Origin of the sequence: Spiroplasma litorale, assembly GCF_001267155.1 — a bacterium.
GTDB classification, from domain to species: Bacteria; Bacillota_I; Bacilli_A; order Mycoplasmatales; family Mycoplasmataceae; genus Spiroplasma_A; species Spiroplasma_A litorale.
In genome coordinates this window covers 629,290-655,992 of sequence record NZ_CP012357.1, presented here as the reverse complement: position 1 = coordinate 655,992, position 26,703 = coordinate 629,290, and the positions used below count along the sequence as shown (strand labels likewise).

The window sequence follows — 26,703 nt, the reverse complement described above, 5'->3', positions numbered from 1 at the left end:
TTTATATTTAAATGTAAAAATTTTTTTAAATATAGTAAATAATTTTTAATAAATAAAAATTTACTTTTAAAAATTTTTATTTTCATTATAGTTAAAAATTATAATGAAAGAGGTAAAATAATGAAAAAATTAATTAGTTTTTTAGCATCAATTTCTGTGATGGCAACACCATCATTGGTGCTAGCGTGCGGAGGAACTTCTGAAACTGAAGACAAGAATAAGGATAAAATAGATTTAAGCAAAATCGAAAACAAAGATTTAGGTAATTTAAATGGTGATGATAAATTACCTTCATTAAGTTTGGTTATTAAAGAGTTGAATAAAATAAATAAAAATTTAAACTTAACTGAAAATGATGTTCAATTTGACGGAACTCAAACAACAACATCAGCAAAATTAAAAGCTTTAGAAACATCAACTAGTTTTATTGGAGAAGTTACACTGTCTTATAATTATCAAAAAAATTTATTTGATTTGTCTACATTAAAAAATAAAGACTTAGGAACAATTAAAGGAAATGGTAATTTACCTACAATAAAAGAAATAATAACTTCAATTAATAAAGTAAACGAAAACTTAAACTTAAAAGAGAATGATGTTCAATTTGACGGAACTCAAACAACAACATCAGCAAAATTAAAAGCTTTAGAAACATCAACTAGTTTTAAAGGAGAAGTTAATGTAACTTATAAATTTGAAAAAAGTAGTAATAAAGATTTATCAACTTTAAAAGGGGATTTAGAAAAATTATATGGTAAAGATTCTAAACCAACAGATGAAGAGATAATCAATAAATTTATTCTAGTTAATAAAGAAGAAAATATAAAATCATCAGATATAAAATTAAAACAAAATTCATTAAATGAAGAACTAACTAAAGCAACAATTGAAGCAGCTGAAAATAGTGAATCATTTTTTGGTTTAATAGATGTAACTTTTGAATACAACAAAGCTACTGAAGTTGATCTTAAACTTGTTGATGATTTAATAAAAGGTGAAGGTGATTATGCATCTTTTAGTCCTGCAGTATTTAAAAAAGGAGTTACAGCATCTTCGGAAGAAATTACTAGTAAAGAAAAGATGTTTAATAATGTTAAAACATTTACAGAAAGATTACTTAAACTAGCTTCAATATTAGGTATAAAAATAACATTTGACCAATTAAAGGAAATGGTTGATATAAATTATTATAGTGATGAAAATGGAACAACTTTACAAAATAATAATGAAAAAATTAAACTAATACGTATAACTGTTAAAAAAGGTTGAGAAATGAATATTGAAGGATATTATGTTACTGGAGTTATTAATGCAAAAATTTATGAAAAAGTTGATATAACAAAAGTAGTTACAGAAACAGATTTAGGAACCCTAAAAGTTACTTCAACTTCTCTTCCGTTGTATGCACTAAGAGCTGTAAATGAATATTTAACTACAAAATATAAAGATTATATGGATGCAAATAATATTACATCTGATTGCTGAGAAACTATTAATAATAAAAGTTTTAAATATGATGATAATTCTAAAACTTCAGCAACAGTAACTTTGCCAAAAGAAGATACTTTTAATAATATATTCTATAATAATGTTACTTTAAAATTCAAAATAGAAAAAAAATAATTGAATAATTAAAAAGTCACAAACGTGACTTTTTAATTATTATAAAAAATATATATGAGAGTAAAATAATAACGAGGTGTTATTATGGATGATGAAACAAAAAATATTGATATAACATATCAACAAAATGTAATACAAGAAATTAATAATATATTTGAAATATCAAATAAATATGAAATTTTTGTTAAAACAATTAATAATATACGAAAAAAAATAAATTCAGATTTTAAGAGTAAATTAATTAATTCTGAAACAAGAAAAGATTCATTAAAAGTACTAAAAGCTACATTTAAAAATCAAAATACAAAATTTAAAGAGACTATCAATAATAATCTTATAAATGCAAATGATAAGTATGATGATTTTGTTAAAAATTATAATCATAATAAAAATATATATAAAAGAATGTTATCAATTAAAAACATGAAATTAATTGGTGTTATTATGATTCCATCATTAATGCTTTTAGCATTGTTGGTAAGTTATCTAGCTGTAAATAAAGTAGATCTTACGTCTAAAAATGGAATAATTGCTTTTTCAATATCAATGACAATTTTAGCAATTGATTTATTTTTCTTTGGTTTTTTATTGCTATTTTCTGCTAAAAAGTTTGTATTAGATACACACAACAAGTCTTATGTTTCTGGTGGAATTGGTTTTACAGCAAGTTTTTTTGATACATTAGGAGTTGGTGCTTTTGCAACAAGTGCAGGATTGTTAAAAGTTACTAAATATATTAAAGATGATAAAAAACTACCAGGAACTTTAAATGTTGGTATGGCAATACCAAACTTATTTTCTGGAGTATTGTTTATGACTAGTGTAAAAGTAGATTTAATTACTTTATTATCATTCGTTTTATCTGCTATTATTGGATCTTTAATTGGAAGTAGTATAGTTAACAAAATTAGTAAAAAGCTTATTGCTTTAATAATGGGTGTGGTTTTAGCTATTACTTCAATTTTAATGTTATTAACTGTAAAAGGTATTGAAGTATTTCCATCAGGTACTAAAATAGGGGTATCAGATGTTTGGTGAGAACTATTGATTGGATGTATTGCCTTTCTATTTTTAGGAATTATGATGAGTTTTGGAGTTGGTTTATATGCTCCTGCAATGGCAGTAATTTCATTTTTAGGAATTAACTTTTTAGTGGTTTTTCCAATTATGACATGTAGTGCTGGATTGACTATGCATATTAATGCTTATAAATTTTATAAAAAAAATAATTATATGCCTAAAACTAGTTTCTTTATGTCAATTGGTGGATTAATTGGAATTTTAATATCATATACATTTGTATTCTATTTTTTAATTACATTATTAGAAGTTGATAAAAACATAATAACTGATGTTTTTAAATGACTTAGTGTATTTGTTATAATGTATTCATCTTATACATTATTAAAAAGTTATTTAAAACAAAGAAAGATAACATTAAAACAAAGTTTTATTAATATTGATAAAATAAATTATGTTGATTTTAGTATTTTTTTAGATTCGTTTATAAATGATAATTTTTTAAACACTAATAATAAAATATAAGCTTCATTATACTACTTATAAGTTATAATAATTTGAGGGGTATTATGGATAAAAATGTTTTAAATCAAAAAATTGATGCTTTATTTGTAAATGATGCTGATTTTCAATTAATTTTTAAAAAAACCGTTTCTAAATTTCAAAAACGTAATGCAATAGGGGTTTTACTAGTTTGCTCATTAATAGCACTAATTATATCATTCTCTATTATTGTTTTTATTAGTAATAGTAATAATAATTCAATAATAGCTTTATATGTCTTTATTTTTTTTAGTATTGTATCTATAGTTTTTTTAGTATTATTAATAGTAAGTTATTGCAATTATAAAAAAATAAATATATCGGTTTTTGATATTAATAAAGCACAATTTTCAAACAAAAAAATGGAAAAACTATTTTTTGAAATGATCCAAAGTTCAAATTTAAAAAATAAAATTGAGAAATTTAATTTATCTTTTAGTGAAAAAAATTTTGAGTATTATAATGAAAAAATTCAATTCTTTAAACAAAGTTTTCAAGAAAAATTAGATAAAACAAACGTACTAACTTTTGAATTTAAAGGAGTTCCTTGTACTTATTTTACAAATAAACCAATCGAAACAAAAATAAAACAAGGTAAAAATGAAGTAACAAACTATACTGTTTATTATGAATTATATTTAGAAAATACAAAATTCGATAAATCATTTAATAATATAAAAATTACAAAAGGGAAATTATTTGATAAAAACTTTCAAACAGAGTCTATTGAATTTAATAAAATGTATGACATAAATGTAAGAAAAGATGATATAAGTGAACATCTAAAATAAAATTGACAGTAAAAAAGTACTTTTATTGTTAAAATTTTATTGAAAGGTGTTCTTTTTATATGGCAAAACAATGAACAAAAAATGAAAAACTTAATATAATTAATGAATCAAAAAAAATTGGTATTTTAAATGCGGCATTAAAGTTTGATATTAGTACTAGCACAATTAAAAGATGAAAATCAGAGGTAAAAGTTAAAGGTGAAGGCGCTCTTGAATGAGGTAGCGGAACACAAGCAAAAGGAAATATCAAAAAATTTAAATCTCATGATTGAATTTTTAAAGAACCTGATGATATGAGCATTGAAGAATTAAGAGAGGCTTTGAAACTGGAACGAGCTTTAAAAAAGCATTTGGCGAAGACAACTAAGGAAAAGTACTTCGCCATTTTTAATGTTAAAAGAATGTTTTCTTTGAAATTATCTTGTTTATATTTAAAAGTTTCAAGGTATGGATATTTAAAATGACTTAAAAACGGAAAACCAAAGTATAAAAATTATAATAGAATTTTAGCAATTAAGATAAGATGCCTTTTTTACTTGTTTAAAAAAAGATATGGTTATAATATGATAACTTTATTTTTAAACAAATACTTTAAAGAAAGATTAAACCCTTGAGTTGTTTATAGATATATGAAAATAATGAGTTTAAAAGCAGTGAAGAAAAAGAAAGTTCCAAACTATGATAAATCAGGTCCATTAAGATTTGAAAATCTACTAAATAGAAACTTTAAATCTAAAAATATAAATGAAAAATGAGTAACAGATGTAACTTATATAAAAACTATTAATGGAAACGTATATCTATCTGTTATAAAGGATTTGTTTAATTCAGAAATTATTGATTGAAAGTTATCGGTTAGTCCTAATAATAAATTATGTCATACAAATTTAATAAGCGCCATTAAAAAAAGAGGTGCACCAAAGATAATCAACTCAGATCAAGGATCACCATATACAAATGAAACTTGAGAAAGATTATGTAAAACTAATAATATAAATATTTCTATGTCACGAAGAGGAAATTCACCAGATAATGGTGCCTGTGAGTCTTTTTTTGGAACTTTTAAAAATGAATGTATATATACATATAAAGTAAAAGAACTACATCATTCAAATATTTATAAAATTATCTCAGACTATATAGAGTTTTATAATTATGTTAGACCTTCATTAAAACATAAAAAAACTCCATACGAAATTCGTATGGAGAAAGTATCTTTTTAATGTCAATTTTAATTGACAATTTCAAAGGGGACCTTTGTTTTTATCACCAAAGTTTATTGAAAGACTTACAAACATTAGAGATTCTAATTTTCATGAAATTGGTCTAAATAATAATTTTTATGTAATAAATAAAAGAAGTAAATCTGTAATTCCTGATTTTCCTTTCGGGGAAATTGATTATTCAAAAGTAAAAAATTATAATAGTTTTAAAGAAGTGCTTATTAAAAAGTTGATGAGAGATATACAAATACTATCTATTGCATTAGCATATGTTGATTGTGTATATTAATTATATTTGTTTAAATTTAATAAAATAATTTAATAATATTTAAAATCTAACTAATTAGGGCAAAATAAATATGTTATATTAATTTAATTAATATTTTTTAAAGCAAAATAAAGAAGATAAGAATGTTAACATTAATGCTGTTAAAATTTGTAATATAATGTGGTAATAATGATTGTGAAAATAATTCAGTGATATAGATAAAAATCTTACTGAATTAGATTTTGCAAAATAAATTTTTAAATGTGAATAATAAAAATTTATTATGTTAGAAAAGTTTCTAGTTTTTTTTAAAGTTTATAATGAAACATTTGATGATTACTAAAAAAAGTTATAAAATTACTTAAATTCTATTTTTTGTAGCTAGTTATACTGATAACGAAGAATATTCTAAATTTAAATATAATAGCGGTATAATATTAATCCCCAAGATTTAAAGAAACTCTTAAAAAAAATTTAAAATAAAATTTTTTATAAAAGATATATCTTTTATATAATTTTGTTATAGATGTTTTTTTATGTGTATTTTTAAATGTTTTATTTATATTGTATATAATATAAGGGAATAGGAATTACACAATGAGTATAAGCAACCTTTATAAGAGTATTAAATCCAAGTATTCTGAATTAAATGAAAATAATAAAGAAATAGCAAACTATGTATTAAATAATTGAAATGATATTGATAAATTAACAATAAAAAAAATTTCTACTTATACAAACCAATCAGCATCAACAATTGTAAGGTTTTGTAAAATTTTTAGCTATAAAGGTTTTTATGATTTTAGAAAATCGATATTGGAAATAAACTCATGTTTAAAAATTAATAATAACGAATTAATTATTAACACAAAAAATATTGACAATACTTTAGCATTTGAAAAAAAGTATCAAGAAATAGAAGAAAAACAACAATCATCTATTATTGAATTAATTAAAAACGGGACTATTGATCAAGCGGCAAAAATTATAAAATTATCAAACAAAGTGATTATTGGTGGTATGAATATAAACTATAATCAATCAGTTGATTTTAAAAATAAACTTTTAGCAGCCGGTAAAGCTTGCGTTGTTGAACAAGATGTGCATTTATTAAAGAGTTTGTCTAATGTTGTTTCAAAAAACGACTTGGTTATTTCAATATCGTTGTCTAATAAAAATGATTCTATAATAAAATTTGGTAAAGAATCAAAATGAAATGGTGCAAATTGAATACATATAACATCAGGAATAATTTTTGATTTCGGAACTGAAAAACCAGATTTATTAGTAAACTTTACATCAGAAGAAAATAAGTTATGAAATTTATATTCGATTAGGGGTATGGGTTTATTTAAAATATTAAACTTAATATTTTTCAGTTTTATATTATTTCAAAAAAATGAAAAAAAATTCTAATAAAATATTAGATATTAGAATTTTTTATAAGAGAATAATTATGAGGTTTTATTCCTTAGTAGAGTAATATAATTAGCGCAATAAGTAAAATTAATGCAATTGAAAAACTTATTATAAAAGTTAAACGTAAAAAAATTTTAAATCATAACTGATATCCCTTAATGTGCTTAACAAATTTTATAAAAGTTCACACAAAAAAGGGTGCCACAATAAAAATGCAAATAAAAATGATTAAAATTTTAATAGTCATTTATACTACCTCTACAAAAGATAATACATCAAAATATCAAAATAAAATAGGAGAGTGAAATTATGGCAAAAAAAGTATTACTTGCATGTGCTGCTGGACTAAGCACTTCAATGATGGTTCAAAAAATGCAAGAAGCTGCAAAAAAAATAGGACTAGAATATGAAATTTGAGCACAACCAGTTTCAAAAGCAATTTCTCTTGTAAATGAAGTAGATTTTGTTTTATTAGGACCACAAGTTAGATTTGAACTAGGAAGATTTCAAAAAGCATCAACTGGAACACCAGTTGAAGTTATTGACATGAGAGCCTATGGAACTATGAATGGTGAGTTAGTTATAAATACAATTAAGGATAAAATAAAATAATGATGTCTATTTTTAAGAAAAATAAAATAAGTTCAAATGAAAATAATGATAACAAATTAGGTATTATTGATAATTTGAAAAGTTATCATACTAAAAAAAATAGTTTTAATTTACCTTACCCAATCGAAAAATGTTTTTATGGAATTATAAAATTATCTTTTAGCTCTTTAAAAAGTGCTAATTGGAGAAAAATATCTGAATATTCAGTTAATGATGTATTTAAGTCAAAAGTTAGTACAAATAAATTTACATTAACAGAATTAAAGTTATTTGAAGTTTATGAGTTAAGAACTACAATTGAAGGCATTGACTATTGAACAAGATTTGAACTTACAAAAATAAAAGAAAACAAGACTGAAATAAAATTTTCAGAAACAATCAAGTTTACAAGAGCAATTTATGGTTTTAAAGGCACTATTGCAAAAATGAATTTTAATAAAAAATATGATAAAAATTCTAAAGAAATTATATTCAAAATTAATAAAGAGGTTAAAGAAATTGATATATCTGAATTACAAAAAAATTAAAGATCAATCAATTAAGTATATAGAATTTTTATTAAATAAAGAAAATGAGTTAAAAATTATTGAAGCAGAAAATTCATACACATTACCAATAAAATTTGATGAAAATATATCAGAAATATTTGAAAGTATAAAAAAAATTAAATTAAATAAATATGAAAAAGTACAATTTGATTTATCAAAAGTAACTAATTTTTATGACAAAGATTTTTTAATTATAGTATTTGAATTAATATATATGAATTACTGACAATATTATTCTAAAAAAACTCAAAATACTTATGATATTGAAATTACATTTATTAATAGTGAAATAGATAATTATAAAAATCATATTCAAGACATAAATGAATTTATAAAAGTTGTATATGAATCTAAAAATTTAGCTGATTTAGATTCTTATGATGACGGAACTCCTGAAGGTTTTGTAAAAGCAGTAGAAGAAAATTTAAAAGAATATAAGGATTCAATTAAAACAAATATATATAATTTAGATGAAATTGAAGAAAATAATTTAAATTTAATTTCAGCAATTGGTAAATACTCAAAAAATAAACCTTATTTAATGGAATTAAAGTATGAAAATTCAAACGATGGCTTTATTGCTTTAATTGGTAAAGGTATAACCTTTGACTCAGGTGGTTATGCATTAAAATCAAGTGATTCTATGAGAACAATGAGATTGGATAAATGTGGTGGTGCTGTTGCAACATCAGTTATAAAATATGTTGCATATAAGAAATTGAAAATAAATTTAGTTGTTTTTGTTCCTTTATGTGAAAACTCAATAGGTAGAAATGCGATTTTACCAAGTCAAGTTATTAAATCTTACTCAGGTAAAACAATTCAAATTGATAACCCAGATGCAGAGGGTAGACTTGTATTAGCTGACTCAATTAGCTTTGCTCAAAATAAGTATAAATGTAAAGAAGTAATTACCATTGCAACTTTGACTGGATCAATCACTATATCACTTGGAAAATATATGACAGGATTATTTACAAATAATTATGACTTAGCTAAAACATTCAAAATAAATTCAGATGAAGTTGGTGATGAAGTTTGAATTTTACCAATTCACAGAGAAAATATAAAACAAATTAAAAGTGCAGAATTAGCAGATTTAACTAACAGTCCAATAAAATCAAAACATGGTAGTTCAGCACAAGCAGCAGCTTTTTTAAAAGAATTCATTTTACCAAAAGTAGATTTTTTACATCTTGATATAGCTGGTACAGCGGTCATTGATAATAGGTCAAGTGGCTCAATGGTAAAAGGAATAATTAATTATCTCTCAAATAAATAGGAGGTGTTTTTATGGGTAAAAAAACTCGTGAAGTAAATCCTGAAGAAAAAGGCGTTAAATATTGATTTAATGAAAAATTAATGCCAGCAATGACAAAACTTGCAAGTCAAAAACATTTGACTGCAATTCGTGATGCATTTGGTATATTAACTCCAATAATAATTGGAGGATCTATATCGTTTCTTTTAGGAATATTAATATTTGGTGCAGGAGGAAATCTTGAAACATCACTTTTAGGATTGTTAGCTAAGGCAACAAATAATGTTACTGTTGTTATTAATGAAACAACATTAGCAGAATCTTGACAACTTAATGGTTCTTGAGCAGTAGCGAATGAAATTGGTGAAAAAATATTTCAAACTATTTTTGATTATAGTATGGGGACTTTTTCATTAATGGCTGCAGTTATGCTTGGGTTTATATATGCAGAAAAACGTGGATTAAAAGAACCAATGTTTGTAGCTGTATTTAATCTAGTATTGTTTTTAATTACAGCAGCAACATTTGCAAGTTCAGGAAAATATTTTAATTATTTTTATGATTCAAAAGGAATGCTTGCAGCAATAATTCAAACCTTTTTAGTTATAGAATTATACAGATTTTTTGCAAATAATAAAAAATTGCTTATTAAGATGCCAAAATCTGTACCACCAATGGTGGCAACTGGATTTTCATTATTAGTTCCAGTTGCATTAACTCTTATAATTGTTTCAACTATAAATACAGGTGCTTGATCAATAGGTAAATATACAAATTGAGATATCAATAGTACTTCTGGTAATTTAGTCTTAGAAGGTGGAGCTTATGGTATAGTAGGTTTATTTTATAAAGCGGTTTCTGCACCTTTTATGGCAATCATTTCAGGAAACAATGTAGGTTTAGGATTTGGTATGTTATATCAATTTCTTGTTGGATTTTTTTGGTTCTTTGGCCTAAATGGTTCATCAGTTGTAAATGGAGCATTTTATCCATTTTTACTACAAATGTTTGTTCAAAATGCACAAGCAGTCTCTGAATTTGGATATAATGCAGCGAATGCAAGTAATGCTTTAGGTGTTGTAAATATTCAATTTATTGAAAGTTATTCTCAAACAACTGGTTGAGGACACACAGGTGCTTTATTAATTGCAATTGCAATATTTGGTAGAGTTAGAGAACAAAAAGATGTTGCTAAATTAGCCGCAGTTCCAGCAGTGTTTTCAATTAATGAACCGGTTACATTTGGTATTCCAATTATGTTGCACCCAGTTTATGGTATTGCAGCAATGATTGCAATGCCCTTAACAACATTTGTTGCTTGAATATTTGTGGGACCACTTGGTTGAGTAAATAAATCATATATAATGGTTCCTTGAACCCTGCCTCCAGGAATAGGGGCATTATTATCAACCGGATTGGATTGGCGTGCATTGTTGTTATCGTGGTTCTGTTTAGCAATTGCATTTGTTTGATATATTCCTTTTGTATTAATTGCAAATAAATATCACTATAATTTAAACTTAAAAGCATATATCGATCAAGGAATGACAAAAAAAGAAGCTATTGCAGCTGTTGCAAATGATAACAAAATTGCAAAAGAACAAGCAATAGAAAAAAAAGAATTAAGAAAAAAACTTAGATTAGATAATAAACAAGAAAAACTAAGAATTAAAAATCTACCAAATGATGAAAGAATAAAAGTCATTCACGAACAAAGAATGTTTAAAAAAGAACAAGCTTCAATTTTAAAACTAGAAGAAAATATTAAAATTATTTCTAAGGCTGATAAAACAATAACAGTTGATGTTGTTGAATATGGTGGTTATAAAATTAGAATAAATGGAAAAACAGTTGCAACTGCATTGAATGATGAAAAAATGAAATCAATGGTAATAAAAATTGCCAAAGCAAATAATGTTTCAGAATATAAAATTATGGATAAAGGCAAAGAAATAGAAAAAATAAAAATTGAGGAATAGTATATGAAATATGCATTTATTGGAACTTGAAGAATGTCTTTTGAGTCAATAAAAGAAAATATAAATTTGCTTAAAAAACCTGACCCAAAAGGAAATGCAATTGTTAATGCTATATCTTACATTGAAGATTTTCCATATTATAAGTCAGTTGGATATGGTGGATTACCTAATGAAGAATGTGATGTTGAATTAGACGCGGGTTTTATGAATGGTAATACTTTTCAAGTTGGTGCAATAGCAGGTGTAAAAAATGTTAAAAACCCAATAAAGCTTGCAAGAGAATTGTCGTATTCAAAATTTAATTCATTTTTAGTAGGTAAAGGCGCAGAAGAATATGCTAAAAAAAATGGATTTGAAATTAAAGATATGTTAAGTGAACGTGCAATTCAACATTATGAATTAAAAATTAAAAAGTTGAAAGAAAATCCACAGCTATCTCCATATGATGGTCATGATACAGTTGGGATGGTTTCATTAGATGTTGCAAATAACATGTTTGCAGCTACATCTACAAGCGGTTTGTTTATGAAAAAACCAGGTAGAGTTGGTGATTCACCAATTGCAGGAAGCGGTTTTTATTGTGTGTCTTCAATTGGAGGAGCAACTGCAACCGGATTAGGTGAAGATATACTTAAAGGTTGTTTATCTTTTCAAGTTGTTGAAAAATTAAAAAATGGTATATCAGTTAAAGATGCGCCTCAGCAAGTAGTTAAAGAATTTAATGATTTATTAAACTTAAAATTAGGTTATTGTGGAGCAATATCAATTGTTGCATTGGATAAGGATGGCAATTGAGGAGTGGGTACAAATTGTGAATTTTCATTTGTAGTGGGTAATCAAAATGAAGATGTTGAAATATATATCGCAAAACCAAATTCTGAACTTACTTCTTTGCAAATTGAAAAACCTTCTAAAGAATGACTTGAAAATTATGATAAAAAAAGAAGAGGAACAATAGAATAATGAAACAAATTAATTGAGAAGAAATAAGTATGAATATTATTTCTTTAGTAGGAGAAGCAAAATCAAATGCAATTATTGCAATTGATGAAGCTGAAAATTTTAAATTTGACATTGCAGAAAAACTAATTGAAGATGCTGAAAATTTGATGATAGAAGCTGAACAAGAACATATGGAGGTAATTTCACAAGAGGCAAATGGAATTGATCATCCCTTTAAATTACTTTTTGTTCATGCAGAAGATCAAATGCTAAGCACACAAACTTTAATCATTATGGCTAAAAAATTTATTAAAGTATATAAATTAATTTCAAAAAAATAAAACAAAAAACTATTCACATTGTGAATAGTTTTTTGTTTATTTTAGTTATAAAATTATTTTAGTAATAAAGGAATTTGAATATGCTAAATAAAATTAAAGGGGCACTATACGGAATGGCAATAGGTGATGCAATGGGAATGCCTTCTGAATTATGAAATAAAAATAAAGTTAAAAATTATTTTAAAAATGGAATATCTACTTTTTTAGATGGACCATTAGAAAATGAAGTTGCAAAAAACTACACAAAAGGACAATTTACTGATGATACTGCCCAAGCATTAGTGATACTTGACTCCTTAATAGAAAATAATTTTCAACCGTCTTCAAAAATTATTGGAGATAATTTATTAAAATGAGCTTTAAATAATAAAGCTTTTGAAAATAATATATTAGGACCAACTTCTAAACAAGCTTTGAATTTAATAAAAAATAATAAAGATAATAAATTTATTACTAAAAAAGCACTATCAAATGGTGCTTCTATGAGAATCGCTCCAATTGGAGTACTATTTTCACCAAATGAAGAAATGCAATTAGTAAAATTTGTTTATGAAATTTCTAAAATAACTCATTCAAGTGATATTGCTATTTCGGGTGCTTCAATTATAGCAATGGCAGTTTGTTGTTCTTTAAACAATTTTAAATTCATTGAAACATTAAAAAAACTATATTTAGTTGACAAAATAGCATTAAAAATAGGGTCAGAAACTTTTAGTCCATCATTATCTAAAAGAATTGAACTTGCAATTAAAATTGCAGATCAATATAAATATAATGATAATGAATTTATTAATGAATTATATGACGTAATTGGTGCTGGTGTAAGCACTATAGAATCAGTGCCTTCTGCAATTGCAATTGCATATTATTCACAAAATGTAAAAAAAGCAGCTTTGTTATCTGCTAATATGGGTGGAGATACTGATACTATTGGCGCAATGGCTTGTGCAATTTGTGGAGCAATTGAAGGTTATGATAAACTTGATAAAAATTGGGTAAAAATAATTGATGAAAATAATAATATAAATTTGAACAAATATGCAAATTTAATTTATGAATATTTATTAGATAAAGGTAAAAAATAATATGAAAGTTCTTGTTATTGGCGCGGCAATTGTAGACATAATTATGTACATTGACAAACTTCCTAAAAGTGGGTCTGATGTTTTATGTAAAAATAATGAATTTAGAGTTGGTGGATGTGCTTTTAATGTTTCAAAAGTTTTAAAAAATGAAAATATTAATTTTGATTTATTTTCACCAGTTGGTAAAGGAATAGTTGCAAATTATGTCAAAGAAGAATTAGATAAAAATAAATATAATAATTTTGTAGTTGATCAGAGTCAAGATAATGGTTATTGCTTGACTTTGGTTGAAAATAATGGCGAAAGAACTTTTGTAACTTCAAAAGGAATTGAAAAACAGTTTAAAAAAAAGTGATTTAATAAATATAACTTAAATAAATATGAATATATATACTTTGAAGGGTATAGAATGTCAGATAATAGTGGGGATTTAATTATTAGTGAATTAGAAAATTATAAAGACAAGAAGTTTATATTTTGTCCAGGACCAAATATAACCAATATTGACAATGATTTGATGAATAGAATAATGAAACTAAAACCAATTATTCATTTAAATAAAAAAGAATTATTAGAATATAGCAAAACCGATGATATTTTAATAGCTTTAAAAGATTTATATCAAAAAAGTAATAATGCTATTATTGTAACTCTTGGAAGCGAAGGTAGTTCATATTATAATAATGGTGAATACTTAGAATTTAAAATATCAAATAAAACAAAAATTTATAATACAACTGGTGCAGGAGATACCCACATTGGACTAATAATTTCATGACTTATTAATAAAAATAATTCATTTAATGATGCTGTTGAGTATGCAAACAAAAATGTAATAAAATATATAATTTAATGAAGGTACGTATGAATAATAAAAATAAATTTTTAAGTTTTTTAAAAAACGAGATATCAGGATGAAAAATATTTGAACTAACATTACTAATTTCGTCATCGATACTTATCCTAACTTTAGGAATAATTGCAAAAGATAGTGTTGTAGCCATTATTGCAGGGATAACTGGTACAATTGGTGTAATTTTAGGTGCAAAAGGTAAATTAAGTGCTTTTATAATCGCAACAGTTAACTCAATTATGTATATAATAATTGCATTTCAAGGTATACTTATTAGTTCAGTAATTTTACATACATGTTTTTATATACCAATGAATATTGTAGGTTTCTTTTTATGAATTAAAAATAGAAACAAAAAGGATGATGTAATTGCAAGAAGGTTATCTTTTAAAGGAATTATGTTTTCTTTTATGATGTTAATGGTGATGTATTTAATTTATTCTTTAATAATGTATAATTTTTCAATTGCAAAAAACGTATGATTTGACTGTTTCATACTAATAAGTACAATAATCGCAATTTTATTGATGGTTTTTAGATATGTTGATCAATGAATTCTATGAATTTTGGCAAATATAATGAATTTAACAATGTGAGTAATTATAATAATTAATATTCAAAATGAAGTCTATGAAAAAACAACTGCAATAATATTTGTTATAATGTACATTTCATATTTAATTAACTCAGTTTATGGAATTATAAATTGAATAAAATTAAAAAAATCAAATGAAAGCATTAAATAATAATAATAATAATAATTATTTATTTTCTCTATATTTTGTATTTAATACTGTTACTAGTGAAATTAAAATAATAAAACAGAACACATTTAATACAACACTAATATAAAAGTTAGTACCAATTTGCATTTTTATATCTTCAAATCCAATAAATTTTTTAAAGTCTAAATAAATAGAAACCATTGACATTATAAATAAAAGAGAAAATAATATTATTAAAAAAATAAAAATTACATTAACTATTAGTTGAATTTTTGAACTTACTTTAAATTCAGGTTTAATAAAAGTTAATAAGTACAACACAAAACAATATATAAAATAAGTTAATGAAATAACAAATAAAATAATTGAAAATGCAAATGATAATATTGAGAAGTTGTTGAAATTTGATCGTTCAATAAATGAACCTAAATTATTAAGGCTATTAAAACCGTTTTCATACTTATTTCACCCTTTAAATAATACTTCTGAATTATCATATGAATTAGTAATATTAATACCAATACAATATATTGTAATAGCCAATATTATAAAAATAATAATTGATGCAATTGAATTGATTAAATACTTATATCTAAATTTCATATAATATCCCCCTATAGTTTGATTATAACTTATAAAATATTAATAATTAATATTTATAATAAAAATTTAATGATATTTATTAATTTTGATATAATCTTATTTGTAACTTATAGGAGGAAATAATATGAAAAATTTATTAAGTTTATTTGCAACTTTAGGGGTTGCTAGTTCAACAATTGGAATTACAGCTAATGTAATTTCATGTGGAGATAATGCTAAAGGTGATGATATAAAACCTGCTCCAGAACTAACATATAAAGAGGGTAAAAAAAATATAGATGTTGTCAATATTTTAAAAGATGAAGAATTGACAACTATTTTAAGTACTAAAAAACCTTTACAAGTTGGTGAAGATAAAAAATTAGGTGTAAATTATGAAGATACAACTGAATTACCAAAAATAGGTAAAATTAATTTAGATGGTCAGGTTATTAATTTCTCTGATTCAGATGATGAAAATTCTAGTCTTTTAGGTGCTAAAATAAAAGAAATATTTAAAGAATTAGATGATCTAAATCCAAGTGTTGAAGAAGGTGACGTAAATGTTATCACAACTCATTTAATGACTATAAAAGGAACAAAAGGAGATTCAAATTTTACATTATTTGTTTATAAGGGAATCTTTGAAAATAAAGATGAAAATCTATCTGTAAATAGCATTGAAAAAATATATCAAAAAGTTGTAGCTTTAGTTTAAATATCAAAAAGTTCATTTTAATGAACTTTTTTATTTGTCATTTTATTTTTAAGGTAAAAAACATATAATTTAATTATTTGTTTTTATATAATATAAGTGTATTTATTTGTATTTAAATACTAATTGTAATATTAAGTTTTTGTATTTTTATTAATATTCTATATATGATTTGAGGTGAGAAAAATTTGTATTGCATTATAATTAAAAACAACTATTACTATGTTGTTGATATTAGAGGTAATAATATTTTATTTGAATTTAATTATGTAAGCGACACATTTGTTTATATTGCAAAGCTTTATATTTCCAAAGATTATCGATCAAATCAATATATTACCCTTATAAAAGTACCTGTATACATTGCAACTATTGAATATGATGTAAATTATAACATTCCATTTGATAGTTTAACACTAATAGAATTTAGTAACCTATGAATATACCCAAATTTAATATTTAATTATAATTATAAAAATAATTTTGGTAATAAAAATATTAAACATGATGATTCTCAAAAAGTAGTTGAAAAAAATTAATTAAGCTATAAAAGAAAAAGAATTAGAAAAACTGATAAAACCTGATTTAGAAAAAACAGTCACTATAAAACAATTAATTTTGATGATAACGATGATTAAGAAGAGGTTACCCTTGAAGAAAAACAAGTAATAATCTCCAATAAAAAGTAAAAAATATGAATTATATTATTATTAATATTCACTTTATTAATAGCTGGAGTATTATTTTTATTTTTGCCTAATTCAAACAATGGTGAAGCTAATTCTAATGTGATTAATAAAATGTTTGAAAAAAATGACATTATTTTTATTCAAAAAATTAATACTACTAAAGCAATTTCTTATGATAAAAATATTCAAGACATAGAAATTGACAATAAATCATCCCATGATGATTTTAAAATTCATATAGATATGGAAATTATTTAATTACATTAGAAATAAATAAAAACACGTCTATTGGGAATTATTATGTTAAATTTTTATATCAAATTTTTTAAAGGCATAGTTTCTTGGAATTCCAGGAAAAATATTTGACGATAGTTTATCTCCTTTTAGGGTTGAATATGGTCATAGTTTAGAAGTTGGTTATAATAAAAAAGTAATTGATTTAAAAATAGATTCATATTATCAATCAGATATTGTTAAAGCAACAATTAATAAAGAATCAAATAAAGTAAATTTAGAAAGTATAAATGTTGGTGAAACAATAATAAGTTTCAGTTCTACAAATTCTTTAAAAGAAACTTTAACTGTAATTTTATATAAAATTGAAAATAAAGTTGACATTAACTTAAGTAAAAAAGAAGTTAACTTAAATATAATTGATGGTGTAAAGCCCAAAGAAACTGTTGAATATAATAATGAAATACTTGATCTAAAAACAAAATCCAACCCCGATTTTATAAAAGCAACTATTGAAAAATCTTTAATTACTATAGAAGCTGTCAAGGTTGGTAAGAAACATTAGAGTTTTATGCAACTAATTCTACTAAATCTGAATACTTAAAAATAAGTGTAACTGAATATAATACTCCTGTAATTGATAAAGTCAATGATATTGAAATGTCTATTAAAGACAACCCAATAACACAAAATGTAAATATTAAAAATAAAATTGAATGTGAAAAACTAACAATTGAAAATCAATCTTCAAATATTGCAAATGTACTTATGATGATGATAAAAATCTTTTAACAGTTAAACCATTAGAAATTGGAACTACTAATATTACATTAAAATATAAAAACGCAACCAATAGTTCATTTAAGGTAACAGTTACAGATTTGTTTGATATAAGCAAATTTGAAATAGAAATTGGTTATATTAAAGGATTTGAAAATAAAAAACAAAATAGCGATTTAAATAGTAATGATAAAGAAATACTAATTTTTAATTTATTTAAATTAAATGGGTATAAAAAGTATTTAAATAATTTAATTCTTGATAACTATCAGTCTGTACAAGGACAACCAATAAATCGTAATTTTAATTTAACTGCAAGTTCATATTCTAAGGTTGTTAAAGGAAAACTAGATAATATATTTTTTATAGCAAGTTCATTAGATTTATCTGATAAAGAAAATAGATTAGTATATACATATAGTTTTTATGAAATGCAATCCAAGGATGATTTGTCTAATAAGGAAAAGGTTGCTAAAGTTATATTAGAAACTTTTGTAACCATAAATAAAGCATTAAATCCAATTAAAATAAATGACATAGTTTTAAAAAAAGCTCAGCAATTAACTCAGATAATATTGGAATGTATAAAATAACCATTAAAGCAGCTGATAATCAAAATGAGATAAAAAATGAAGGAGATTTTCAATTCCAACGTTTTAGAGTTAATGGAATAGTAGAAAAATGTGATCTAGAGTCACTATTTAATCAAACTTATAAAATATAACTTAATTTAAAATAAATATTTAAATTAAGTGAAGATATTTGTCAAAACATAAACATTGTTTTATAATCAATTCGTACGTCATTGAAGAAGGTAACTATGAATCTTAGAGAAAAACTTATATCAATATATAATGAAACAGAAAATGAATTAAAAAAAATCATAATAAAAAATCTTTTAGAGTGTTTTGAAAAAAATAATTTTTTATCAATTCAAGACATATCTATAATTTGTTTTGTAAGTAAATCAGCGATATCGAAATTCTGTATAAAATTAGGATTTACAGGATATAGAGAATTGGTTAGTAGATTAAAGTTTGAAAGAGAAAACTATATAAAAATACTTAATAATAATATTGAAATTAATACTTATGAAGAAACAAAAGATTATATAGTAAATTGCATAAATTATTTTGATAATTATAAAAATGAGTTAGTTATTATTGCAAAATTATTAAAAAAAAATACTTACATAGTTGCATCGCATCAATTAATTAATCATGCTAAAACTTTATATTTTTATCTAAATAAAAAAGGATGTAAAGTATTTTTTACAGATATGTTGGTTGCTAATTATAATATTGATATAAATCAAAATCAAACAACGATATTATTCATGGTTGGTGGTATGGAAGTTGATGGTATTTTTAAAGTTTATGAAAAAGTAAAAAATAATAATAATATAATTTTTCTTACGAGTAGAGCTTTAAGTAAAAGAATTAATAAATGTGATGCCAAAATTATTTTCGACATAACTAATTCTTCAACAAATTATTACATGAGAACAATAATATTAGATTATTTAATCGCTCAAATAATAAGTACAGTTAACTAGTTTCCTTTTTGGAAACTAATTTATTTAATATATGTTTTTATGGAATAATTTTCTATTTTTTGCAAAGATATACTTAAAGGAGAATAGAATGGAAAAAATAGAAATTTATGCACCAATTTCAGGTGTTATTAAATCAATTACCGAGTGTGAAGATGAAACTTTTTCTTCAAAAATATTAGGTGATGGTTTTTTAGTTGAACCTAGTTCAAATGAAGTACATAGTATCTTTGATGAATCTAGCATAGAAATGCTCTTTGAAACAAAACATGCTTTTTTTATTAAGTCTATATATGGTCCAAAAGCTTTGATTCATATCGGAATTGACACTGTTAAATTGAATGGACAACCATTTGAATACTTTAAAGAAATTAATAATATTTCAAATGTGAATGAATTAATTCTAAAAGTAGACTACGATTTAATTGCTAAAAATAAATTGTCAAAACAAACAATGATTTGTTTTGACAATGATGAGTCAGTTAATTTTCAACTTAACAAAAGTGGAGAAGTAAAACAAGGAGAATTAATTGGATATCTATTTTTAAAAAAAACTGATTCGAATAAAACAGAATTACAAAAAGAGAGTAAGTTTTTAACAAGCGCAAAAGAAATAATCAAACTAGTGGGAAGCAAAACTAATTTTACTAGTTATTATAACTGCATGACTAGATTAAGATTTATAATCAATGATAAAAATAATGTTTCTGAAGAAAAAATAAAAAAGCTATCAATTGTTAAAGGTATAAATTGAAGTGGTCAAGAATTACAAATCATTATTGGTGGAGATGTCTATAAAGTAAAAGAAGAAATAGATAAAATTATACCAGAAGATACAAATATTAAAATTAAAGCAGTTAAAAAAGGATTTAAAGATAAGGCTCTAGGATTTATAAGTGGAGTAATTGTCCCTACAATTCCAATAATTTTAGCTGCCGGTATTCTTATGGCTATAAAATCTTTATTAATACAATTTAATGTAATTGATGATATAAAAAATTATGATCAAATGAGAAATGCAAAATTATTTTCAGCATTTATATATATTATTTCAGAAGTTGGAATTGGTATGCTGGGTATATTTTTATGCATAAGTACTGTTAAATATCTTAAAGGAAATATAATTGTCGGCGCTTTAATTGGTGTTGCAATTGCAAGTCCATATTTAATGTGAGGTATTAACTATACTTTATTTGATTGAGGTTTCATTAAAATAAAATTAGGAGGATATTATAATTCTATTATCCCACAAATAGTTGCTGGATCATTATATGTATATGTTGATAAATGAGTAAAAAGTTGAATGCCAACATCAATTGATATTTGTTTTAGAACTGCAATATCATTTGGTATTGTAATGACATCTATAATGTTTATCCTAGGACCAATTTTAGGTGTTGTAGAGGGTCTTGTAGGAGTTGCTGTAAAATGACTTGGCGATATTCCTTATGGCATTGGAACAATGCTGTTTGCACTTTTATGACAGCCTCTTGTACTTACAGGTGTTCATGTGCCAATTATTATGGCTGTAATTCAAAATTTACCTAGTCCATTATATGCGGCTTCTGTATTTGGAGTTTTTGGACAATTAGGAGCTGTGATTTGCATTGGTAACTGAACCAACAACTTTAAAACAAAAGAAATTGCCTATTCTGCAATTCCGTCTGCTATAGTTGGAATAACTGAACCTATTATATATGGTATAACTTTACCAAAGTTTACACCTTTCATTGCAGGTTCATTAGGTGCAGGTTTAGCAGGATTAATAACTGGTCTATTGAATATTAATGCATCAGTTGCTGGTGGTATGGGATTATTAGGTGTAACTAGATTTATACCAGGAGGCGCATATCAAATTGGAATATTCTTTTTAGGATCATTTATATCAATTTTTGCTTCATATGTTTTCACTTTCCTAATGTATAAAGAAAGACATAATGAAAATTTCCTTATATTAAAAACTAATAAAACTTTAGTAAAGTTTATAAAAATAAATAATATTTTAAGTGAAAAAGAAATTGATAAATTATTAAATAATATCAATCAAAATTTTAAATTCTCAAAGCAAGAAAAGCTTGAAATTAAAAGGATAGAAAAAATGCTGTCTTTAAATTCTAAAATTGAATCTAAAATTATTAATTTATTAGATAAGCAAAATGAAATGATTGTTAAATTTGAAATGCAAAAAAATAAATATCATATTAATCAAAATTTAGATAAATTAAATATTGTTGAAGAAAAAATAAATAAATTAAAAAATAATAATAAAATTCTAAAATTAGAAAATAAAAAAAATGAGTTTTTAAAAAATTATAAAGAAGCTTTGAAAAGTTTAGAATTTTTGCAGAATAATTTGTTATCTAAAATTGAAAGGGAGTTAAAAAAAATATTTACTATAAATAATAATACAAATAAAATTATGAATAATTATTACAATTCAATTCACTCACTTGACATACATTTCGAATTGAATGAACGTAAAGAAGATTTGTTATATATAAATAGAAAGAGAAATAAAAATGAAGTTTCCTAAAGGTTTTTTAATTGGAGGAGCTACTTCAGCTCCGCAAATTGAAGGTGCTTACAATAAAGATGGTAAGTCATTAACTGTAGCTGATTTAAAATATTTTGAAGATATTAAAAATAGAAAAGATATAAAAGAAACAAAAATAACTAATTCTAAAAAAATTAAATTTGCTTTTGAAAATGAATCTAACCTGTTTTTTCCAAAAAGAGTAGGAATAGATTTTTATAACAATTACAAGGAAGATATTAAATTGATTTATGAAATGGGTATGAATGCATTTAGATTATCTATTTCTTGATCTAGAATTATACCAAATGTAGATGATAATAAAGTTTGTAAAAAAGGAATAGATTTTTATAAAAATGTATTTGAAGAATGTAAAAAATATAACATAGAACCTATAGTTACAATATCACATTTTGATTTGCCTTATAAAATTGTAAAAAAATATGGCGGTTGAAAAAATAAAAAAGTTATAGATTTATATATTGATTATGCAAGTGTGGTTTTAAATGAATTTAAAGACTATGTCAAGTACTGGATTCCATTTAACGAAATCAATGCAACTATTTTTTCTACATGAGTTAGTGCTGGGATTATAGTGGATAAAGAAGAAAATTTATTAGAAAGTTGCTACCAGGCACTTCATAATCAATTTGTAGCAAATGCAAAAATTATAAAAATAGCTAAAAAGATTAATGAAAAATTTAAATTAGGTTGTATGTTAGCTCAGTTTACATGTTATTCGTTGGATTGTAAACCAGAAAATGTATTATATAATTTAAAAGATCAACAAATAAAGGTTTATTTTTATTATGACTTAATGGTTAAAGGTGTGTACCCAAAATATATGCTTAAATACTTTAAAGATAATAATATTAATCTTGATATAGAATTAGATGAACTAGAGTTGATTAGAGATAATAAGATAGATTATATATCTTTTAGTTATTATATGAGTGGTGTAAATTCTTTAACAGAAAATTCAAAAGTAGAAGCAAATCTTGTGAAAATGGGTAAAAATCCATATTTAACGGAAAGTGAATGAGGTTGACAAATTGATCCAATTGGGTTAAGAATAACTTTAAATGATTTATGAGATAGATATAATTTGCCTTTATTTGTAGCTGAAAATGGAATAGGAATTAATGACAAATTAGAAAACGATTTTACAATAATTGATGATAATCGTATAGAATATTTAAAACTTCATTTAAATGAACTTAAAAATTCAATTCAGGATGGAGTTAATGTATTTGGTTATACAACTTGAACTCCAATTGATGTTATTTCTTCCGGTAGCAATGAAATGTCAAAACGTTACGGTCTTATTTATGTTGATCAAGATGATTATGGAAATGGCTCTAAAAAAAGATATAAAAAAAACAGCTATTTTTGGTTTAAAAAATTTATAGATGATTCCTTATATTAAAATAAGATATAAAAAAAATCTTTTTCATAATTTAATTAAAAATAATTTAAAAAATTATAAAATTATGTGAAACTGAACATCTAAAATAAAATTGACAGTAAAAAAGTACTTTTATTGTTAAAATTTTATTGAAAGGTGTTCTTTTTATATGGCAAAACAATGAACAAAAAACGAAAAACTTTATATAATTAATGAATCAAAAAAAATTGGTATTTTAAATGCGGCATTAAAGTTTGATATTAGTACTAGCACAATTAAAAGATGAAAATCAGAGGTAAAAGTTAAAGGTGAAGGCGCTCTTGAATGAGGTAGCGGAACACAAGCAAAAGGAAATATCAAAAAATTTAAATCTCATGATTGAATTTTTAAAGAACCTGATGATATGAGCATTGAAGAATTAAGAGAGGCTTTGAAACTGGAACGAGCTTTAAAAAAGCATTTGGCGAAGACAACTAAGGAAAAGTACTTCGCCATTTTTAATGTTAAAAGAATGTTTTCTTTGAAATTATCTTGTTTATATTTAAAAGTTTCAAGGTATGGATATTTAAAATGACTTAAAAACGGAAAACCAAAGTATAAAAATTATAATAGAATTTTAGCAATTAAGATAAGATGCCTTTTTTACTTGTTTAAAAAAAGATATGGTTATAATATGATAACTTTATTTTTAAACAAATACTTTAAAGAAAGATTAAACCCTTGAGTTGTTTATAGATATATGAAAATAATGAGTTTAAAAGCAGCAAAGAAAAAGAAAGTTCCAAACTATATAAATCAGGTCCATTAAGATTTGAAAATCTACTAAATAGAAACTTTAAATCTAAAAATATAAATGAAAAATGAGTAACAGATGTAACTTATATAAAAACTATTAATGGAAACGTATATCTATCTGTTATAAAGGATTTGTTTAATTCAGAAATTATTGATTGAAAGTTATCGGTTAGTCCTAATAATAAATTATGTCATACAAATTTAATAAGCGCCATTAAAAAAAGAGGTGCACCAAAGATAATCCACTCAGATCAAGGATCACCATATACAAATGAAACTTGAGAAAGATTATGTAAAACTAATAATATAAATATTTCTATGTCACGAAGAGGAAATTCACCAGATAATGGTGCCTGTGAGTCTTTTTTTGGAACTTTTAAAAATGAATGTATATATACATATAAAGTAAAAGAACTACATCATTCAAATATTTATAAAATTATCTCAGACTATATAGAGTTTTATAATTATGTTAGACCTTCATTAAAACATAAAAAAACTCCATACGAAATTCGTATGGAGAAAGTATCTTTTTAATGTCAATTTTAATTGATAATTTCAAAACAGATTTTTTTTTTTTTTTTAAGTTCTTTACTTCACAATGTGAATATATTTTTGCCATTTACCTTTTAATCATCTTCTTACATATACAATTGACCTTAGCAATGGATCAACAATAACTGCTGTATATATTAACAATAATCCAGGTCCTTCAACAATATTAAGTGCTTTAACAATTATAAATGGAAGAATAACCATACCAATACCCATTGTAATAAATGAAACGATGATAGGGAATCATAAGTCACCAACACTTCACAAAGATCTTAGTAGTGTCATGTTGACTGTGTCAAATAATATTTTTATTGAAAATATTGTAAGTAAAGAAACACCTCATGGAACAGCTGTATCTTTAGAGTTTAATATTCATAATAAAGGATAACTTACTGCAATCATAACTAAATTAGATATTAAAGTAACATAAATTGCAGCTTTTCAACAATCCAATGCAATTTCATATGCACCTTGTTTATCTTTCTCGCCAATTTTTCTTGAAACAAATACAGCAGTTACTGTACCAATTGCTTGAATAAATGCAGAAGAATATTGACCAATACTACTTGCATTTCTGTGCAATATAATTCAATGATTACCTGTACCCAAATGTAATTGACCTATTGCAACTGATGTTCCAAAGTTACATAGATTTCAAACTCCCATTTCAATAGTAATAGGTAAACCAGTTCTTAATGTTTCTTTTGCATAATTTCAGCTTAGTTGTTTATGACGATTAATTTTAAAATCTAAGTACTTAAAGCACATAAACATCATAAAAAATATTTGAAATAATCCAGTTATTGGCAATACTAAAGAACTATATACTGGAGGTATATTTGTACCATACAATAGTATTGATATTAAACTTAAATCAATAACATTTGCCATCATTGTACCAATTGTAACAACTTTACTTTTTTTAATTGATTGTAAACCTGCAACAAATACTTGATAAACACTCATCATTACTAAATTAATGTTAGTAAAGCGATAATAATCTGATACATATTTTAATTCAGTTGGTTCAAGTATATATTGACCACTTACATCTTTAATTGGTTCATTAGCAGAAGCTTCAACCCAACCAACAATCATATCACTAAGAATTGTAATTATCATAAATATTGGTAACATAATAGCTAAATTAACTAATATACCTGTTACTATAACCCTAGATACTTCTTCTTTTCTTCCTTGACCGATTAAGTTTCCAGCAACAATAATAGTTCCTGTAGCAATTAAACTTGGTACAAATTGTAAAGTATTATATGCTAATACTGCCTTAGATGTTCCTTCAGCATAGGCACCACCTTTATAATTGTTAATTGCAATTAGATTTATTTGAGTTATTAATATTGTAAATAATAATTGCACAAAAATAGGTATAGCCATACCAAAAATGTCTTTTGTATTTTCAATTTTATAAAAAGGGGTTTTAATTTTTTCAAAAGGTTCAGCTATGTACTTTTCTTTTTTCATTTTTTTATATTCCTTAATCTAATATATTATAAAAAAATATAATGAATATAATATTTTTTTTATAAAAATTTATGTTGAATAGAAAATGTTATTTTATTATAATAAAAAAAATTTGATAATATATATGTGTAATAACCATATAGGTTAT

The 26,703-nt window shown here is 23.8% G+C and carries 28 protein-coding genes; 25 read left to right on the top strand and 3 right to left on the bottom strand.

Annotated features, from left to right (window positions below):
- Nucleotides 1-120 precede the first annotated feature (120 nt).
- The 15 genes from SLITO_RS03170 (at nt 121) to pnuC (ending at nt 15,254) form a co-directional block, all read left to right on the top strand.
- Nucleotides 121-1,623, top strand: a complete 1,503-nt coding sequence (locus tag SLITO_RS03170; RefSeq protein WP_075058336.1) for a hypothetical protein — start codon at nt 121-123, stop codon at nt 1,621-1,623.
- An 84-nt stretch (nt 1,624-1,707) separates the two neighbouring features.
- The gene (locus tag SLITO_RS03165) at nt 1,708-3,168 is read left to right on the top strand and encodes a TSUP family transporter (RefSeq protein WP_075058335.1); all 1,461 of its coding nucleotides are present in this window, start codon (nt 1,708-1,710) and stop codon (nt 3,166-3,168) included.
- Between the two features lie 44 nt (nt 3,169-3,212).
- Nucleotides 3,213-3,977 carry a hypothetical protein gene (locus tag SLITO_RS03160; protein ID WP_075058334.1) on the top strand — a complete coding sequence of 255 codons (765 nt, stop codon included), beginning with the start codon at nt 3,213-3,215 and terminating at the stop codon, nt 3,975-3,977.
- 59 nt (nt 3,978-4,036) lie between these two features.
- Entirely contained in the window at nt 4,037-5,200 is a 1,164-nt protein-coding gene (locus SLITO_RS03155) for an IS3 family transposase (RefSeq protein WP_075058333.1), read from the top strand.
- 34 nt (nt 5,201-5,234) lie between these two features.
- Nucleotides 5,235-5,489 (top strand): hypothetical protein, encoded by a 255-nt coding sequence (locus SLITO_RS03150; RefSeq protein ID WP_075058332.1) that lies wholly within the window; start codon nt 5,235-5,237, stop codon nt 5,487-5,489.
- A gap of 576 nt (nt 5,490-6,065) precedes the next feature.
- Complete coding sequence (locus SLITO_RS03145; RefSeq protein WP_075058331.1) at nt 6,066-6,884, top strand: MurR/RpiR family transcriptional regulator; 819 nt, start codon at nt 6,066-6,068, stop codon at nt 6,882-6,884.
- Nucleotides 6,885-7,196: 312 nt separating this feature from the next.
- Complete coding sequence (locus SLITO_RS03140; RefSeq protein ID WP_075058330.1) at nt 7,197-7,499, top strand: PTS sugar transporter subunit IIB; 303 nt, start codon at nt 7,197-7,199, stop codon at nt 7,497-7,499.
- Nucleotides 7,499-8,026 carry a DUF3284 domain-containing protein gene (locus tag SLITO_RS05985; RefSeq protein ID WP_075058329.1) on the top strand — a complete coding sequence of 176 codons (528 nt, stop codon included), beginning with the start codon at nt 7,499-7,501 and terminating at the stop codon, nt 8,024-8,026. Before SLITO_RS03140 ends, SLITO_RS05985 begins: the two co-directional genes overlap by 1 nt.
- Entirely contained in the window at nt 7,998-9,329 is a 1,332-nt protein-coding gene (locus SLITO_RS03130) for a M17 family metallopeptidase (protein ID WP_075058328.1), read from the top strand. Before SLITO_RS05985 ends, SLITO_RS03130 begins: the two co-directional genes overlap by 29 nt.
- An 11-nt stretch (nt 9,330-9,340) precedes the next feature.
- Entirely contained in the window at nt 9,341-11,287 is a 1,947-nt protein-coding gene (locus tag SLITO_RS03125) for a PTS sugar transporter subunit IIC (protein WP_075058327.1), read from the top strand.
- Between the two features lie 3 nt (nt 11,288-11,290).
- Nucleotides 11,291-12,250 carry a N(4)-(beta-N-acetylglucosaminyl)-L-asparaginase gene (locus SLITO_RS03120; RefSeq protein ID WP_075058326.1) on the top strand — a complete coding sequence of 320 codons (960 nt, stop codon included), beginning with the start codon at nt 11,291-11,293 and terminating at the stop codon, nt 12,248-12,250.
- Complete coding sequence (locus tag SLITO_RS03115; protein WP_075058325.1) at nt 12,250-12,570, top strand: PTS lactose/cellobiose transporter subunit IIA; 321 nt, start codon at nt 12,250-12,252, stop codon at nt 12,568-12,570. Before SLITO_RS03120 ends, SLITO_RS03115 begins: the two co-directional genes overlap by 1 nt.
- A gap of 80 nt (nt 12,571-12,650) precedes the next feature.
- Nucleotides 12,651-13,655 carry an ADP-ribosylglycohydrolase family protein gene (locus SLITO_RS03110; protein WP_075058324.1) on the top strand — a complete coding sequence of 335 codons (1,005 nt, stop codon included), beginning with the start codon at nt 12,651-12,653 and terminating at the stop codon, nt 13,653-13,655.
- Between the two features lies 1 nt (nt 13,656).
- Nucleotides 13,657-14,508, top strand: coding sequence for a PfkB family carbohydrate kinase (locus SLITO_RS03105; RefSeq protein WP_075058323.1), 852 nt, complete (start codon nt 13,657-13,659; stop codon nt 14,506-14,508).
- An 11-nt stretch (nt 14,509-14,519) separates the two neighbouring features.
- The gene (gene pnuC, locus SLITO_RS03100) at nt 14,520-15,254 is read left to right on the top strand and encodes a nicotinamide riboside transporter PnuC (protein ID WP_075058322.1); all 735 of its coding nucleotides are present in this window, start codon (nt 14,520-14,522) and stop codon (nt 15,252-15,254) included.
- A 15-nt stretch (nt 15,255-15,269) separates the two neighbouring features.
- Here pnuC and SLITO_RS03095 read toward each other — a convergent pair whose 3' ends face one another.
- The gene (locus SLITO_RS03095; protein WP_075058321.1) at nt 15,270-15,836 is read right to left on the bottom strand and encodes a hypothetical protein; all 567 of its coding nucleotides are present in this window, start codon (nt 15,834-15,836) and stop codon (nt 15,270-15,272) included.
- A 124-nt stretch (nt 15,837-15,960) separates the two neighbouring features.
- Between SLITO_RS03095 and SLITO_RS03090 the strand changes: the two genes are divergently transcribed.
- The 3 genes from SLITO_RS03090 (at nt 15,961) to SLITO_RS03080 (ending at nt 17,477) form a co-directional block, all read left to right on the top strand.
- A complete protein-coding gene (locus tag SLITO_RS03090) occupies nt 15,961-16,533 on the top strand; it encodes a hypothetical protein (RefSeq protein WP_075058320.1) in 573 nt (190 codons plus the stop codon).
- A 185-nt stretch (nt 16,534-16,718) separates the two neighbouring features.
- Nucleotides 16,719-17,069 (top strand): hypothetical protein, encoded by a 351-nt coding sequence (locus SLITO_RS03085; RefSeq protein ID WP_075058319.1) that lies wholly within the window; start codon nt 16,719-16,721, stop codon nt 17,067-17,069.
- Between the two features lie 213 nt (nt 17,070-17,282).
- A complete protein-coding gene (locus SLITO_RS03080; protein WP_075058318.1) occupies nt 17,283-17,477 on the top strand; it encodes a hypothetical protein in 195 nt (64 codons plus the stop codon).
- A gap of 198 nt (nt 17,478-17,675) precedes the next feature.
- On the opposite strand, the gene SLITO_RS03075 is transcribed toward SLITO_RS03080, so the two are convergent.
- Complete coding sequence (locus SLITO_RS03075; RefSeq protein WP_075058317.1) at nt 17,676-17,999, bottom strand: hypothetical protein; 324 nt, start codon at nt 17,997-17,999, stop codon at nt 17,676-17,678.
- Nucleotides 18,000-18,169: 170 nt separating this feature from the next.
- Here SLITO_RS03075 and SLITO_RS03070 point away from each other — a divergent pair, with 170 nt between their 5' ends.
- From SLITO_RS03070 to SLITO_RS05840, 7 genes are all read left to right on the top strand, one after another.
- Nucleotides 18,170-18,826 (top strand): hypothetical protein, encoded by a 657-nt coding sequence (locus tag SLITO_RS03070; RefSeq protein WP_075058316.1) that lies wholly within the window; start codon nt 18,170-18,172, stop codon nt 18,824-18,826.
- The gene (locus SLITO_RS05980) at nt 18,814-18,957 is read left to right on the top strand and encodes a hypothetical protein (protein WP_158500627.1); all 144 of its coding nucleotides are present in this window, start codon (nt 18,814-18,816) and stop codon (nt 18,955-18,957) included. Before SLITO_RS03070 ends, SLITO_RS05980 begins: the two co-directional genes overlap by 13 nt.
- A gap of 96 nt (nt 18,958-19,053) precedes the next feature.
- Nucleotides 19,054-19,788 carry a MurR/RpiR family transcriptional regulator gene (locus SLITO_RS03065; protein ID WP_075058315.1) on the top strand — a complete coding sequence of 245 codons (735 nt, stop codon included), beginning with the start codon at nt 19,054-19,056 and terminating at the stop codon, nt 19,786-19,788.
- A gap of 88 nt (nt 19,789-19,876) precedes the next feature.
- Nucleotides 19,877-22,318: a glucose PTS transporter subunit IIA gene (locus tag SLITO_RS03060; protein WP_075058314.1), complete on the top strand. Its 2,442-nt coding sequence runs from the start codon at nt 19,877-19,879 to the stop codon at nt 22,316-22,318.
- Nucleotides 22,305-23,744 carry a glycoside hydrolase family 1 protein gene (locus SLITO_RS03055; protein ID WP_075058313.1) on the top strand — a complete coding sequence of 480 codons (1,440 nt, stop codon included), beginning with the start codon at nt 22,305-22,307 and terminating at the stop codon, nt 23,742-23,744. Before SLITO_RS03060 ends, SLITO_RS03055 begins: the two co-directional genes overlap by 14 nt.
- Nucleotides 23,745-23,892: 148 nt before the next feature.
- Nucleotides 23,893-24,531, top strand: coding sequence for a hypothetical protein (locus SLITO_RS05845; RefSeq protein WP_083433358.1), 639 nt, complete (start codon nt 23,893-23,895; stop codon nt 24,529-24,531).
- A complete protein-coding gene (locus SLITO_RS05840; protein ID WP_200901520.1) occupies nt 24,459-25,055 on the top strand; it encodes an IS3 family transposase in 597 nt (198 codons plus the stop codon). The genes SLITO_RS05845 and SLITO_RS05840 overlap by 73 nt, the downstream gene beginning before the upstream one ends.
- Nucleotides 25,056-25,109: 54 nt before the next feature.
- Here the strand turns inward: SLITO_RS05840 and SLITO_RS03045 are convergent, their stop codons facing one another.
- Complete coding sequence (locus SLITO_RS03045) at nt 25,110-26,555, bottom strand: MATE family efflux transporter (RefSeq protein WP_075058312.1); 1,446 nt, start codon at nt 26,553-26,555, stop codon at nt 25,110-25,112.
- Between the last annotated feature and the right edge of the window lie 148 nt (nt 26,556-26,703).